This window comes from Janthinobacterium sp. PSPC1-1 (genome assembly GCF_049897625.1).
Classification (GTDB): domain Bacteria; phylum Pseudomonadota; class Gammaproteobacteria; order Burkholderiales; family Burkholderiaceae_D; genus Janthinobacterium; species Janthinobacterium tructae.
Map to the genome: position 1 here is coordinate 39,044 of NZ_JAFCWP010000006.1, position 14,463 is coordinate 53,506.

The 14,463-nt window shown below is 62.1% G+C and carries 12 protein-coding genes; 7 read left to right on the forward strand and 5 right to left on the reverse strand.

The window, feature by feature from the left end; translation table 11 throughout:
* The first annotated feature begins 87 nt into the window (after positions 1 to 87).
* The 3 genes from ACP7EG_RS19020 to ACP7EG_RS19030 all read left to right on the forward strand — a co-directional run bounded on the left by ACP7EG_RS19020 (position 88) and on the right by ACP7EG_RS19030 (position 4,164).
* On the forward strand, positions 88 to 1,635 hold the full coding sequence (locus tag ACP7EG_RS19020) for a DUF1800 domain-containing protein (protein WP_426088876.1): 1,548 nt from the start codon (positions 88 to 90) through the stop codon (positions 1,633 to 1,635).
* A 20-nt stretch (positions 1,636 to 1,655) separates the two neighbouring features.
* A complete protein-coding gene (locus ACP7EG_RS19025; protein WP_426088877.1) occupies positions 1,656 to 2,846 on the forward strand; it encodes a DUF1501 domain-containing protein in 1,191 nt (396 codons plus the stop codon).
* A gap of 217 nt (positions 2,847 to 3,063) precedes the next feature.
* Positions 3,064 to 4,164 (forward strand): AI-2E family transporter, encoded by a 1,101-nt coding sequence (locus tag ACP7EG_RS19030; RefSeq protein WP_282408649.1) that lies wholly within the window; start codon positions 3,064 to 3,066, stop codon positions 4,162 to 4,164.
* A 106-nt stretch (positions 4,165 to 4,270) separates the two neighbouring features.
* On the opposite strand, the gene ACP7EG_RS19035 is transcribed toward ACP7EG_RS19030, so the two are convergent.
* Positions 4,271 to 4,495: a hypothetical protein gene (locus ACP7EG_RS19035; protein ID WP_010396348.1), complete on the reverse strand. Its 225-nt coding sequence runs from the start codon at positions 4,493 to 4,495 to the stop codon at positions 4,271 to 4,273.
* 141 nt (positions 4,496 to 4,636) lie between these two features.
* Between ACP7EG_RS19035 and ACP7EG_RS19040 the strand changes: the two genes are divergently transcribed.
* From ACP7EG_RS19040 to ACP7EG_RS19050, 3 genes are read left to right on the forward strand one after another with little or no spacing between them, the layout of a single operon-like run.
* A complete protein-coding gene (locus tag ACP7EG_RS19040) occupies positions 4,637 to 5,395 on the forward strand; it encodes a phosphatase PAP2 family protein (RefSeq protein WP_426088878.1) in 759 nt (252 codons plus the stop codon).
* A gap of 5 nt (positions 5,396 to 5,400) precedes the next feature.
* The gene (locus ACP7EG_RS19045; protein WP_426088879.1) at positions 5,401 to 6,315 is read left to right on the forward strand and encodes a diacylglycerol/lipid kinase family protein; all 915 of its coding nucleotides are present in this window, start codon (positions 5,401 to 5,403) and stop codon (positions 6,313 to 6,315) included.
* 9 nt (positions 6,316 to 6,324) lie between these two features.
* Entirely contained in the window at positions 6,325 to 7,143 is an 819-nt protein-coding gene (locus ACP7EG_RS19050) for a metallophosphoesterase family protein (RefSeq protein WP_426088880.1), read from the forward strand.
* Between the two features lie 154 nt (positions 7,144 to 7,297).
* On the opposite strand, the gene cls is transcribed toward ACP7EG_RS19050, so the two are convergent.
* Together cls and ACP7EG_RS19060 are read right to left on the reverse strand one after the other, a co-directional pair.
* Positions 7,298 to 8,674, reverse strand: a complete 1,377-nt coding sequence (gene cls / locus ACP7EG_RS19055) for a cardiolipin synthase (RefSeq protein WP_426088881.1) — start codon at positions 8,672 to 8,674, stop codon at positions 7,298 to 7,300.
* Positions 8,675 to 8,685: 11 nt separating this feature from the next.
* On the reverse strand, positions 8,686 to 10,797 hold the full coding sequence (locus ACP7EG_RS19060; RefSeq protein ID WP_426088882.1) for a site-specific recombinase: 2,112 nt from the start codon (positions 10,795 to 10,797) through the stop codon (positions 8,686 to 8,688).
* 318 nt (positions 10,798 to 11,115) lie between these two features.
* Between ACP7EG_RS19060 and ACP7EG_RS19065 the strand changes: the two genes are divergently transcribed.
* Positions 11,116 to 12,225, forward strand: a complete 1,110-nt coding sequence (locus ACP7EG_RS19065; RefSeq protein ID WP_426088883.1) for a porin — start codon at positions 11,116 to 11,118, stop codon at positions 12,223 to 12,225.
* On the opposite strand, the gene ACP7EG_RS19070 is transcribed toward ACP7EG_RS19065, so the two are convergent.
* Both ACP7EG_RS19070 and ACP7EG_RS19075 read right to left on the reverse strand, forming a co-directional pair.
* Positions 12,213 to 12,791, reverse strand: coding sequence for a DUF3617 domain-containing protein (locus ACP7EG_RS19070; protein ID WP_426088884.1), 579 nt, complete (start codon positions 12,789 to 12,791; stop codon positions 12,213 to 12,215). The two genes, ACP7EG_RS19065 and ACP7EG_RS19070, sit on opposite strands and share 13 nt — an antisense overlap.
* A 67-nt stretch (positions 12,792 to 12,858) precedes the next feature.
* Entirely contained in the window at positions 12,859 to 14,406 is a 1,548-nt protein-coding gene (locus ACP7EG_RS19075; protein ID WP_071078655.1) for a TerC family protein, read from the reverse strand.
* Between the last annotated feature and the right edge of the window lie 57 nt (positions 14,407 to 14,463).

Consider the following 14,463-nt stretch of genomic DNA (forward strand, 5'->3'; position numbering starts at 1 on the left):
TTACAACTCGTTGCAAATGGCAATCATGCGCGGGTCAACCTGGGCGTACCCTCAGGCATTCTGCATGAAACCGCTTGAAGGATGGCCATGAACCCGAACCGACTGTTGCCGACGACCTTGATGTGCCTGCTGTTGCTGGCCGGCTGCGCCGCGACGGCACCGCCGGCCGCGCAGCATGCCGCCGCCGCGCCCGACAATGCCGCGCAAGGCATCGCCATGCTGGAACGGGTCAGCTGGGGCGTGAATGGCGGCAGCGTGCGCCAGTTGCAAAAGGACGGCTGGAGCGCTTACCTGCAGGCGCAGTTGCACCCAGGTAAAACCAGCCTGCCGCCCGCCGTGCAGGCGCAGATCGACGCCATGACCATCAGTCAGGTACCGCTCGATCAATTGGTGATGTCGATGGAGCAAAAGCGCAAGGAGTCGGCCGCCGTCATGGACGACATGGCGAAGCAGCAGGCGCAAAAGGATTACCAGCAGGAACTCAACCGCTTGGCGCGCGAGGCGGCCACGCGTTCGTTGTTGCTGGACGTGTATTCGCCGAACCAGCTGCAGCAGCAGTTGAGCTGGTTCTGGCTCAATCATTTCAGCGTGCACCAGGGCAAGCACAACTTGCGCGCCATGGTGGGCGATTACGAGGCGAATGCCATCGCGCCGCATGCTTTGGGGAAATTTCGTGACTTGCTGGGCGCGACCGTCCACCATCCGGCCATGTTGCGCTACCTGGACAATGAAGCCAACGCCGTCAAGCGCATCAATGAAAACTATGCGCGCGAACTGATGGAGTTGCACACCCTGGGCGTCAACGGCGGCTACAGCCAGACGGACGTGCAGGAACTGGCGCGCATCCTGACGGGCGTGGGTGTCAATCTGGGAGAGGACACGCCGAAAGTCAAACCGGCGCTGCAATCGCAATACGTGCGCCGGGGCTTGTTCGAATTCAACCCGAATCGCCACGATTACGGCGACAAGCAATTCCTCGGGAAAACGGTGAAGGGCAGGGGGCTGGCCGAACTCGACGAAGCGCTGGATCGCCTCAGCCGCAGTCCCGCCACCGCGCATTTCATCAGCGGCAAGCTGGCCCAGTATTTCGTGGGCGACAATCCGCCAGAGCCGCTGGTGGCGCGCATGGCCGCCACCTTCCAGAAAAGCGACGGCATGATCGCCGACGTGCTGCAGACCATGTTCAACAGTCCCGAATTCAGGCAGTCGCTGGGCAAGAAATTCAAGGACCCCATGCATTATGTGGTGTCGGCCGTGCGCCTCAGCTATGACGACAAGCCCATCCTGAACGCGGGCCCCATGCTGAACTGGCTCTCGCGCATGGGCCAGCCCCTGTACGGACGCCAGACGCCCGATGGCTATCCGCTGACGGACGCCTCTTGGGCCAGCCCCGGTCAGATGAATACGCGCTTCGATATCGCCCGCACCATCGGTTCGGGCAGCGCCGGCCTGTTCAAGACGGATGGCCCGCAGCCGCAGGAAAAGGTGGCGTTTCCCCAGCTGGCCAGCGCCCTGTACTACCAGTCGCTGCAGCCGACCTTGAGCCCCGCCACGCGCCAGGCCCTGGAACAGGCCGCTTCGCCGCAGGAGTGGAATACATTTCTTCTTTCTTCACCCGAAATGATGCACCGCTAAGTTGAAACCGGAGGATTGCCATGCACCGTCGTGACCTGTTGAAAGCCCTGGCCGCCGCGCCCCTGTTGTCGCATGCAGGCAGCTTGCTGGCCGCACCCGCCACGAATGCCAGGCTGTTGTTCGTCTTTTTGCGCGGCGGCTATGACGCGAACAACTTGCTGGTGCCGCTCGGCAGCGATTTTTACTATGCATCGCGGCCGAATATCGCCATCGCGAAACCCGGTGCGGACAACGGTGCGCTGGCCCTGAATGCGGACTGGGCCTTGCATCCAGCCTTGCGCGAGACCATTTACCCCATGTTCAACGGCGGCGAGGCGGCTTTCATTCCATTTGCGGGCACGACGGATTTGACGCGCAGCCATTTCGAGACGCAGGACAGCATCGAACTGGGGCAGGAGATCGGCGGCCGGCGCGATTTCCGCTCGGGCTTTTTGAACCGGCTGGCGCAAAGCCTGAATGCCAATCAGGGCAAGCACGCCATTTCCTTCACCGACCAGCTGCCCCTGATTTTCCAGGGCGGCGTGCAAGTGCCGAACATGGGGCTGCGCTCGGTGGGCAAGTCGGGCATCGATGCGCGTCAAAGCCAGGTCATCGCCGCCATGTACAAGGGCACGCCCTTGCAGCAACCCGTCAGCGCGGGCTTTGCCGTGCGCGACGATGTGACGAAGGAATTGACTGGGGAGATGCAGGCGGCCAACCGCAACGCCATCAGTACCAAGGGTTTTGAACTGGAAGCGCAGCGCATCGCCCGCTTGATGAAGGACAAATACAATATCGGCTTCGTCGACGTGGGCGGCTGGGATACGCACGTGGGGCAGGGCGGCGCCAACGGCTACCTGGCGGGGCGCTTCGATGAGCTGGGGCGGGGCCTGGCCGCGTTTTCGCAGGAAATGGGCAGCGCATGGCGCAACACCGTGGTGGTGGTGGTCAGCGAATTTGGCCGCACTTTCCGCGAAAACGGCAACCGCGGCACGGATCACGGCCACGGCAGCGTGTTCTGGGTGCTGGGTGGCGGGATCAAGGGCAAGCAGGTGGCGGGCGAGCAGGTGGCGATTTCGCAGGCGACCTTGTTCCAGAACCGCGACATGCCTGTGCTGAATGAATACCGCGCCGTGCTGGGCGGCTTGCTGCGCCGCACCTTCGGTTTGACGCCGGCGCAACTCGAGCACGTGTTTGCCGGCGTCAAACCGGTGGAGCTGGGGCTGGTGTGATGTAACGAACCTCCGTGTTACGCTACGCCTGCGCAATTGGCGCGTAACTAAAAACACCTAACAAAACCGTAGCGAGCGGAAGGAAGTTGCGGTTGAGAAGCGCAACTGTACGAAGGTACAGTGAGCATCGCAGACCGCACATTACGACGCGCAGTAGGTTTTGATAGGTGTCCTAAGCCCCGTCCCTGTCCCCGGTGCGAGGCACGAATGGAGTGGTATGACCGATACCCAGCGCGACATCGTCAGCGCAGGCTTTTCCCTGGCCCTGATTGCCGTGACGGCCTTCGTCATGCAGCGTTTCTTTTTGCCGCTCGTGTGGGCCGGCATCCTGTGCGTGGCCACCTGGCCCCTGTACCTGCGCGTGCGCGCGGCGCTGGGCCAGCGCACCATCATCGCGGCGGCCGTGTTGACCCTGGCGTTCGCCTGCATCTTCATCATCCCCGTGCTGTTCGGCGTGGCGCAGGCGGCGCGCGAAGTGCCCGTGCTGGCCAATTTTGTCGTCCATGCGAATACCGACGGCTTGCCCGTGCCGGACTGGGTGGCGCATATTCCGCTGGCCGGCAGCGCCATCGGCGACTGGTGGCTAGCCACCCTGAGCCAGCCCCATGGTCTGGGCCACTTTTTTGCGGGTAGCGCCGTGGGCGGCTTTCACTCCGCGCGCGACATCCTGAAAATCCTTGGCGCGGACGTGTTCCACCGCCTGGTCGACTTCGGTTTGGCCTTCTTGTGCCTGTTTTTCTTTTACAAGGATGGTGAAGCGCTGACGCGCCAGATCACGGCCGTCGGCAGCCATTTCCTGCGTCCTGAGCGCTGGGGCCGCTATGCGCAAAAGATTCCCACAGCCATACGCGCGACAGTCAACGGCCTGGTGCTGGTGGGCCTGGCTGAAGGCGTGCTGATCGGTATCGCCTACGCCATCGCCGGCTTGCCATCACCGGCCCTGTGGGCGTTCGCCACCGGCATCCTGGCCATCATCCCGTTTGGCGCACCGTTGGCTTACCTGTGCGCGGCCGCCTTGCTGGTCATCCAGGGCAATGTGGGCGCCGCCATCGGCGTGGCCGTGTGGGGCACCGTGGTGCTGTTCGTGGCCGATCACTTCGTGCGTCCCGGCATGATCGGCAACGCCACCCGCTTGCCCTTCCTGGCCGTGTTGTTCGGCATTCTGGGCGGCGTGGAAACCCTGGGCCTCGTGGGTCTGTTCATCGGCCCCGTCGTGATGGTGCTGTTCGTGACCTTGTGGTACGAAGCGAATGTGTCTGACAAGGTGCTGCCAGTGCAAACACCTGCCAGCCCGGCCGCACCGGAACGCACACAGTAATGAGGGGTCGGCCAGCGTTGCCGCTGGCCGGTACTGGCGCGTTCCCGGCGTGGCCGGACGAGCTGACTTTACAACAGGGTGCGAGCACCTTGTTTTAAAGTCATTCTTAATGCGCCTTGGATAGAATAAGCAACCAACGGCGCATCAGCAGCACTTCAACATAGCCCGGCTCGATGCCCGTACCGCACTCGATCAATGGATTGACGGTGTAGTAGCGCTTGCGGAAGTCGCGGCAGACGAGGATTTCGCGCTTGCCCATGCGGACGAGGAAAGAGCTTGGGGCGTATTCCAGGCCGAAGCGTGAGCCAAAACCGCTATTCAATGTTGCCATGACAATTCCTTTGAGGGAGATGTGTTGAACGAGTCATCAGAATAGCATAACTACTGTATGAAAACACAGCTACTGTATGAATAAACAGTATTTTTTTAATGGTGTGGTTTTTTTGATCATCACCAGGAACATGAAAGAGAGATGAGTTTGCAAGAGAAAAATGACATGGGCGTGACCACGGGCTGGACCATGAAACTGCGCCGCTTCGTCGAGGCGCGCCTGTCGCCCGAGGGCGAGCTGGGCCTTCATATGACGGTGGGTGTGGCGCTGATGCTGGTGGCCATCGTGGTGTTCCACGAGATCGCCGAAGCCGTGATGGGCATGGCCCAGATCACGGTGATCGACTTGCAGGTGGCGCACTGGTTCAACCAGCATGCCGTGCCGTGGATCACCAGCTGCCTGCTAGTCGTCACGCATCTGCACGGCGTGATCGGCGCCATTGCCCTGGCGACCATGCTGGGCTGGTATCTGCACCGCAAGGGTGCCACCTACTGGCTGTTTACCCTGGTCATTACCATGCCGGGCGTCATGTTTTTGAACCTGCTGCTAAAGTACATTTTTGTCCGTGCGCGGCCCAGTTTTGACGAGCCCCTCCTGCAGACGGCCCTGAGCACGTACAGCTTTCCGAGTGGCCATACGGCCACGTCGACGGCCCTGTACGGCTTGCTCGCTGCCTACCTGATTTGCCAGACGGCGCCCGGTGCATGGGGCAAGCGCATCGCCATCGCGCTGGGCGCCTTCCTGATGGCGTCACTCGTGGGTTTCAGCCGCATTTACCTGGGCGCGCATTACCTGAGCGATGTGCTGGCGGCCATGGCGGAAAGCTATGGCTGGCTGGCCATCTGCATCGCCGGCGTGTCGACCCTGCGCCGCCGCCGGCATATCCGGCAAACCAAATAAGGGGAATGATCCTGAGTAAAATTGCAGTCATCATCAACGGGGGCGCCGGCTGCGGCTATGCGCCCGACTGGGCGCAGCAGCTCGAAGCACAGTTTCTGGCCGTGGGCCTCGACGCCGCCATCACCCTGGCACAAAGCGGCGCCGACATGATCGCCACGGCCGAGCAGGCCTTGCGCGATGGCGCGCCCATCGTCGTGGCCGGTGGCGGCGACGGCACCATCAATGCCGTCGCCTCCGTCGTTGTCGGCAGCGGCACGCCGTTTGGCGTCTTGCCGTTGGGTACCTTGAACCATTTCGCCAAGGATTTGAATATTCCCTTGGCGCTCGAGGCAGCCATCGCCAATGTGGCGCAGGGCGTGCTGCACCAGGTCGACGTGGGCGAAGTAAATGGCCGCATTTTCCTGAATAATTCCAGCCTGGGCCTGTATCCGGACATCGTGCGCGACCGCGAAAAGCAGCAGCGCCGGCTGGGACGGGGCAAGTGGCTGGCCTTCAGCTGGGCCCTGGTGGCGGCCTTGCGCCGCTATCCGTTTCTCAGCGTGCAATTGAAACTCAACGACGCCGTGCATGCGCGGCGCACGCCTTTCGTCTTCATCGGCAATAATGAATACCTGATGGAAGGCTTGAATATCGGCGAGCGCGAGCGGCTCAATGGCGGCCAGCTGAGCCTGTACGTGGCGCAGCGTCCGGGGCGCCTGGGCCTGGTGCGCCTGGCCTTGCATGCGCTGTTCGGCAAGTTGTCGCAAGCCAAGGATTTTGATGTGTTGACGGCCACCGACCTGGAGATCGCCACGAAGCACAGGCGATTGCGCGTGGCCACCGATGGCGAGGTAACCGTCATGAATACGCCGCTGCAGTACCGCATCCGCACGGCTGCGCTCGATGTGATCGTGCCGGCGCCCGTGCCCGCAGCCAGTTAGGAGAGCACCATGCGTACCATCGTGCATTTGTCCGATTTGCATTTTGGCAGGGTCGATCCTGCCCTGCTGGCGCCCTTGCGCGCGCTGGTCGAGCGCCTTGAACCGGACGTCGTCGTCGTTTCCGGCGACCTCACGCAACGCGCCCGCAGCGCCCAGTTCCAGCAGGCGCGGCACTTTCTCGACAGCTTGCCGGGGCCGCAGGTCGTGGTGCCGGGCAACCATGACGTGCCCCTGTATAACGTCTTTTCCCGCTTTTTGACGCCACTGGTGAAATACCGGCGCCATGTGACGGACGATTTGTCGCCCGAATACGTGGACGAGGAAATTGCCGTGCTGGGCATCAACACGGCCCGCTCATTGACGTTCAAGGATGGCCGCATCAGCCACGAGCAGATCGATGTCCTGCGTGAACGCCTGGGCCGTTTGCCGCCTGGTTTGACGCGCATCATCGTCACGCACCATCCCTTTGACTTGCCCGAGCATTTCGACAAGGATGACCTGGTCGACCGCGCGCCGCTGGCGCTGCAAATGTTTTCCGAATGCGGCGTGGACCTGTTGCTGGCCGGCCATTTGCACGCCAGCCATGCGGGCGACACCTCGGCGCGCTACAAGATCGACGGCTACGCCGCCCTGATGGTGCAGGCGGGCACGGCCACGTCAACGCGGGGCAGGGGCGAGTCGAACTCGTTCAATGTTATCCGCATCGAAGACAGCGGCATCAGAGTCGAGCGCTACAGCTGGAATGAAGACAGCGCCGACTTTGAAAAGGTCAGCACGGAAGCGTTCGAGCGCCACGGCGGCGTGTGGGCCAGCTTGCGGCCGTTGTAGGTCGGATTAGCGCGGCGAAGCCGCGCGTAATCCGACGCTATTGTTGGCGGTGGTGGTTTTCGTAATGGTGTCGGCTTACGCTGATGTCGGCTTACGCTGCGCTAAGCCGACCTACGCCGACCTACGCCGATCTGCCGGGGCACACTTCTGTGCCTTATAGCCAGTAATTCATGAAACGCGCCGCCCATTCCTTCATGCGGTCCGAGATGGGCCGCGTTTCCCATTTTGCCCTGGTGATTTCTTCCGAGTCGCGCAAGTCTTCCTGGAAGGCGTTTTCCATTTCACGGCCGAAGCTGTCGCCCAGCACGATCACGTTCAGTTCGCTGTTATGCAGGAAGCTGCGCATGTCGATGTTGGTCGAACCTACCGTTGACCAGGCGCCGTCGATGACGGCCGTCTTGGCATGCAGCACGGCCAGTTTCAAGTGGAAGATGCGGATGCCGCCGGCCAGCAATTGATCGTACAGGGCGTGTCCCGCATGAAATACCAGGCCGCTGTCGGACACGCCGGGCAGCACCACGGTGACGTCCACGCCCCGCTTGGCGGCCGCCACCAGCGCGTCGACCGTCTGCTGGTCGGGCACGAAATAGGCGGACGTGATGTGGATGGATTTTTTTGCTTCCTGGATGGCCAGGATATACGCCTTGTAGATTTCGAAGCCACCGTCCGGCTCGCTGGCCACCACGCGCACCAGCTTGTCGCCTACTTCGGACAGCACGGGGAAATAATTGGCGTCCGGCAAGTCTGCCTGGTCTTGCTGGGCCCAGGTGCGGATGAACAGCCACTGGAAGGCGGCCACGGCCGGACCTTCCACTTTCACGTGGGTATCGCGCCAGCCCACGTCCTTCTTGTCGGTGGCTTTCGATTTCGAGCGGAACAGCGAGCTTTTGGCATAGGTATCGCTGATATTGATGCCGCCCGTGAACGCCATCTTGCCGTCGACGATCAGCACCTTGCGGTGGTCGCGGTTGTTGATCTTCCAGTCGTCGCCCTTGAGCTTGGCGGGATTGACGGGATTGAAGGCCACCAGGCGCACGCCGGCCGCGCGCATGCGCTCGAAAAACGCCTGTGGCACGCCGAGCGTGCCCACGCTGTCATAGATGACGTTGACCGTCACGCCCGCTTGCTGCTTTTCGATGAGCATGTCGGCAAATTTCAGGCCCAGCGGGTCCTGGTCGAAGATATACGTTTCCAGGTTGATGCTGTTCTTCGCCTCGCTGATGGCCTTGAACATGGCGTCCATCGTTTGCGGGCCGTCAAACAGCAGGGTCACCTTGTTGCCCTTGATTAAAGGTACGCCCGTGGCCGCCTCTTCCAGCGCAGCCTGGGTCTTCAAGTCCATGCCGGACTTGGCCCAGCGCTTGTTGAGCAGGGCGGCCCGGCTGTTGACGTTCAGCAAGGCGCCCTTACCCGTGATCACATTGGGCCTGGCCACGGGGGCCAATGTGGTGTTGAGGTTCTTGACATTGGGCAGCGAGGCGCATGCAGCCAGAGTCCAGCACAGCAGTAGGGCGGTGAGGCAGGGTTGCATGCGCCTGGGGGTCATTTTTGAGCCTTGGTCGTGGGTGACAGGTTTGCCGAGTCATCGGCCAGTGCCAGCGGTGGCGGGTTTTTCGAGCCGAAGAAGAAGACGATGGGCGAGCGCAGGAAGCGCTTGCCCAGAATCTTCAACAATTGCATGCCGTGCTTGAAGCGCACCTGGCGCGAACGCAGGGCTACCCACAGGGCCAGGCCGAAGCTGACCAGCAGGTTGGCCGTGCCGATGGCGAAGATGCCCGACAGCGACTTGACGGCCAGCTGCCAGCTCATGTTGTGGTCCAGGCCCACCAGCGCCGTGGCAAAGTTGGCGGCCGAGAAGGTAATGTGGCGAATATCGATGGGCAAGCCGATCAGGAAACCCAGGGTGCCGATGGAGCCCAGCAGGATACCGAAATAGAAGTTACCCATCAGGCCGCCCAAGTTGTTTTCCAGATACCAGCCCAGGCGCTGCAAGCGATCCTGGCCGATGATGCGGCCCAGGCCGCGCAATTGCGCGATGCGCTGTGCCCAGCGCGTGTACAGCGCCTGGTTGTCATAGTAGCCCGAAATCAGGCCGGCCACGAACAGGCACACGCCGGCGATCATGGCGTAGAAGATGGCGGGGCTGCCGATGGGGTCGATATCGTGCAGCAAGTGCATGGCTTTTTCCGGCGACACCAGGTGGTGGCCCGTGATCGCCTTGTAGCCGAGCGCGATCAGCCACGCCGTGGGGATGGCTGTCGCCAGGTTGCCCAGCACGGCCATGTTTTGCGTGCGGAAGACCTTGTTGATCAGTTCGGCCATGCTGTCGAGGTCGATATTCCGTCCATCCTTGCTGTGCAGGCCGGCGGCGATGCGCGAGGCCGTCATGGCTGGCTGCTTGGTGGCCACCGTGAAGTGCAGCAAGTGGATGAACATGAAGCCGATCGAGTAATTCATGCTGAACATGAACGCTTCCACCAGCGGCGCCGAGCGCAGGTAGGACATCAATATCTTGAACAGGGCCATGAAGCCGATGATCACGCCCGCGCCCGCCGACGAGAGGAACATGGCGCCCATCTCGCGCCGGTTTTCCGCGATGTAGTGCTCGCCCGTGCGGCTGGCGTTTTCCGTCACGTTGCGCGCCAGCAAGTTGATATTGTCGGAAAACAGGTCGCTGACCTTGTACTTGTGGTTATGCGCGCGGATCAGTTCCAGCGCCAGCCCCACGGCGCCCGCGCGGCGGCGGCTGACCGGTTGCGGGTGCAGCAAGTCTTGCGTGGCGTCCACCGTGATGGCGGCGATATCCACGTTGCTCGATGCGGGCAGCTCGCCGCTCGTGTCGACCAGGAACAGCAGCTTGCGCAGGCGGTCGATGCTTTGCGCCAGCGCCACCAATAAATAGGTGAGGGGAATGCTGGTGCCCTGGTACAGGGCCTTCTTGCGGATCTTGGCGATGACGGCATCGCACTGGTCCAGCATCACCAGCAGGTGGCGCGCGTCCTCGATGTGCTCGATATTGCCGTGCAGCAGATTCGAGTAGGCGTCCAGGTAGGCGTTCACTTCCGTGTTCTGCACCATGAATGGCGACTGGAACACTTCGATTTCACTGTGAAAGCGTGTCAGCTCCGGTTCCAGGCCCATGGCGCAGACGCGATAGGACAGGGTGCGGATGGCGTCGAGTATGCCGGGCAGCATGATATTGCCATCGCCGACGGCCAGTTCGATATCGTCGCTGGTGAGCACGTCGAACAGTTCCAGCCAGTCCGTGGCGGGCACGTTGCTGATCCATAAATAATCGGTCTTCAGGTACAGCACCTGGTCGAGCGCGTCGTTCAGGTATTCGTCGCCTAGGGCGGGTGGCAGCATGCGGTAGGCGATGCGGCGTTTCAATTCGGTGAAAAAACCGCTGTTCGACAGCACGCCGATGTCCGTGTACAGGCTGGCGTGGCGGCGCGCGGCCAGCACGCGCAGCACGTATTCGTGCAGGGCGCGCGCTTGCGCGGGGTTACCTTTGAGTAGCTGGCGCAGGGTGCGCACGTTGGCGATCGCGGTAGCGCTGTCGTGCGGGCGCTTGGGACGCAGTGAGTTGAATAATTCCACCAGCAAGTCGATATTGCTGGAGTTGGGGTCAATGCGTTCGAGGATAGCTAGCATGCAAAAAAAACGGGCGAGCCGCTGTCGGTAAAACCAGTAGTGTACCGCCTGCGTCAAATCGCGCAACGTTCGCCACCGAACATTGCTTTGCGGCAGGGCCTGCTTTTAACGCCATTTTGCCGCGGATTGCCACAATCATGGTCAAACTTGCGTGTTGTCAGTGCGCGACGTGTTTCCCGGGGCTAAGCTGAAGTTTCTGTTGTACAACGCACGGATGGCTGGACAAAAAGCGAGGATAAGGTAACACTGAGATCAGACACACAGCGCATGTCCTGATCAATACCGGGAAGTTTCACCCACGTCACCGAGATATTTATCATGAAGACCTCGTATTTTGCGCTTGCTGTGATAGGGATGGGGCCGTTCGCGCTGGGCGCAACGGCCCAGGCCGCCGATGGCGCGGGCAGTGCCGCATCGAGTAACGTTGCCGTGTACGGCGTGCTTGACGCGGGCATCGTTGCCGAACGGGGCTGTGCCGCCAATTGCGCCAGCAGCAAGGTGTCCGGCGGCGTCGCGTCCGGCTCGCGCCTGGGGCTGCAGGGCCGCGAAGCGCTGGGCAATGACGTGTCCGCCATATTTACCCTGGAAGCGGGCGTGCAGAACGACACGGGCCAGTCGGAAGACGGCAGGCTGTTCGGCCGCCAGGCTTACGTGGGCCTCGACAGCCGCCTGGGCGCGCTGACCCTGGGGCGCCAGTACAACTTGCAGTACCTGGCGCTCACCGATGTGGCCGACCCGTTCAAGGGTGGCATGGCCGGCAGCGCCAGCAACCTGGCCGGCTACAGCGTGAAACGCTACGACAATACCGTCAAATACGTGTCGCCTGCCTTGCGCGGCGTGTCCGCCAGCGCCATCTACAGTTTTGGCGAGTCGCCGTACAGCAGCGCCAACAACCGCGCGTATGGCGCCACGCTCGGCTATTCGGCCGGCGCAGTGAATGTCAGCGTGTCGCACCAGCGCAAGAACAACTTCATCCTCGCCTCCGGTACCTTGCCCGCCATCGACATGTCGTCGCGCAACACCCTGATCGCGGCCAATATCGACCTGAAAGTGGCCACCGCCTTTGCCGCCGTGGGCGTGAACAAGGGCTATGGCAGTTCGCCGTGGGACCCGAACAACGCCTACAGCTCGCTGGCCCTGTCGATGTCGTCGTCGGACAGCCGCGACACCCTGCTGGGTGTGTCCGTGCCCGTGGGCGGCTTCAAGCTGCTGGCGTCCTGGGTGCACAAGGATGACCGCGACCTGGCCAACCGCGACGCCAGCCAGGCGGCCGTCGGCCTCACGTATTCCTTGTCAAAACGCAGCGATTTCTACGCGTCCTACGCGAAGATCCACAACAAGAACGGCGCCCGCTACACGGTGGGCAATGCCAGCGACGCGGGACGCGGTGACGCCGCTTTTAATCTGGGCTTCCGTCACGGCTTCTGAACTGCTGTCGTAGCAGGGGCCGGGCAGCTGGCGCCCAGCCACTTGCCGTTGCTCGTCACATTCACCTGTTCCGGCGTGCCGCGCGCGCTGGTCGTCACGGCCAGTTGCATGCTGAACGCCTGCTCGCCGGTGAACATGACCTTGCCTTCGCCGCTCGATTTCGGGTTGGCGCACGTAAACGACACATGCATGCCGCCCGCGATATCCGTATTTTTCGATTTGCAGTCGCCGGGCTGGCCCGTGGGAATCTGCTTGCGCGCAGCCATGTCCGGCGTCACGCAGGCCGTCACGCGCACGGCGCCGTCGGCGCCCACGGTGGGCATGGCCATGCCGCGGCTGGCGGCCATGCTTTCCAGCTGCTTGCGTTGATCGGGAGGAAGGTTGCCCAGTTGCTGCAACACCATGGACATGGCATTGTCGGTGGCGGCATCGGGCGAGGCCATCTTGCTGTCGACTTGCCACAGGCCCGGCTTGATGGCGGCGGCCTGCGGGGCGGCCATGACATTGGCTTGGGCGCCCAAGGCGGCGCAAGCCAGCAGGGTCAGGCGTAGCAAAGAGTGTTTCATGTTGGCGTCTCCAAAAAAGGCAGACCCCAGCATACGGCATGGCAAGCGGGGCACGCTTGCCATTGTGTTACAAACTGTGATCGGGCTCGATGCGGCGCACGTCCACGCAGGCGATGCGGCGTTCGTCCGCTTCGACGATTTCATAACGCAGATCATCGAGTTCCAGCACTTCGCCCACGGCCGGCATGTTTTCGAAGTGCGCCAGCAGGAAGCCGGCCAGCGAGTTGTAGTCGCCGTCTTCGCTGACCAAGGACTCCGTCTCGAACACTTGCTCCAGGTAATGCAGGTCGGTGGCGCCATCGATGCGCCAGTGGCCGGGGCCCAGCACCTCCACGTCGGGTAGCTCGTCCTCGTCGGGGAATTCGCCGGCGATGGCTTCCAGGATGTCGATGGGCGTCAGCACGCCTTGCACGGTGCCGAACTCGTCAACCACCAGCACCAACTGGCCGCGCGAGCGCTTCAGGGTTTCCATGGCTTTCAGCACGCCGGCCGCTTCCGGCACGACGACGGCTTCGCGCATGCTGGCCGGGTCGATCTTGCCGTGCGAGACGAGGTCTTCGATCAGGTCCTTGCTGCGCGCGATGCCGACCACATTGTCCAGGTCATCATTGCAGACAGGAATCATGCTGTGCGGCGTTTCGCGCAGCAGTTGCAGCATTTTCTCGCTGCTGTCGTTAAGGTTGACCCACGAGACGTCGCCGCGCGGCGTCATCACCGAGCGGATCGAGCGTTCGGCCAGGGTCAGCACGCCGCTGACCATGTTGCGCTCTTCCACGCCGAAGGCGGAGACATCGGGCATTGCCTTGACTTCATGCTCTTCGACGGCTTCGCGGCCCTTGCGTCCGCCCAGCAGGCTCAGGACGGCTTGCGCCGTGCGGTCGCGCAGCGGCGCGTTCGATTGCAGCTTGAGGAAGTTGCGGCGCGCCAGCTGATTGAAGAACTCGATGACGATCGAGAAACCGATGGCCGCGTACAGATAGCCCTTCGGAATGTGGAAGCCCAGGCCCTCGGCCACCAAGGAGAGGCCGATCATCAGCAGGAAGCTCAGGCACAGCACCACGACGGTGGGGTGGGCGTTGACGAAGCGCGTCAGCACTTTTGACGCGAGCATCATGACGACGATGGAAATGACCACGGCCGCCATCATCACGTACAGGTTGTCCACCATGCCGACGGCCGTGATGACGGCGTCGAGCGAGAAGACGGCGTCGAGCACGACGATCTGCGCCACCACCAGGCCGAAGCCGGCGTAGACTTTCGGGCCCGTCTGGGCGTGCGTGATGCCTTCAAGGCGCTCATGCAGCTCGCTGGTCGCCTTGAACAGCAGGAACAGGCCACCGAAGAGCAGGATCAGGTCGCGTCCCGAAAACGAGAATGTCCATAGGGAAAACAATGGCGTGGTCAGGGTGACCAGCCAGGAAATCAGGGAAAGCAGGCCCAGGCGCATGACGAGAGCCAGGGTCAGGCCCAGTACGCGCGCCTTGTCACGCTGGTGCGGCGGTAGTTTCTCGGCCAGGATGGCGATGAAGATCAGGTTGTCGATACCCAGTACGATTTCCAGTACGACCAGCGTCAGCAGGCCGACCCAGATTGTCGGGTCAAATAACCATTCCATGTGTGTAACCTTGTAAATTCAGTAAGTATCAAATTTGCCTGGCGGCAAGTGCCCCAG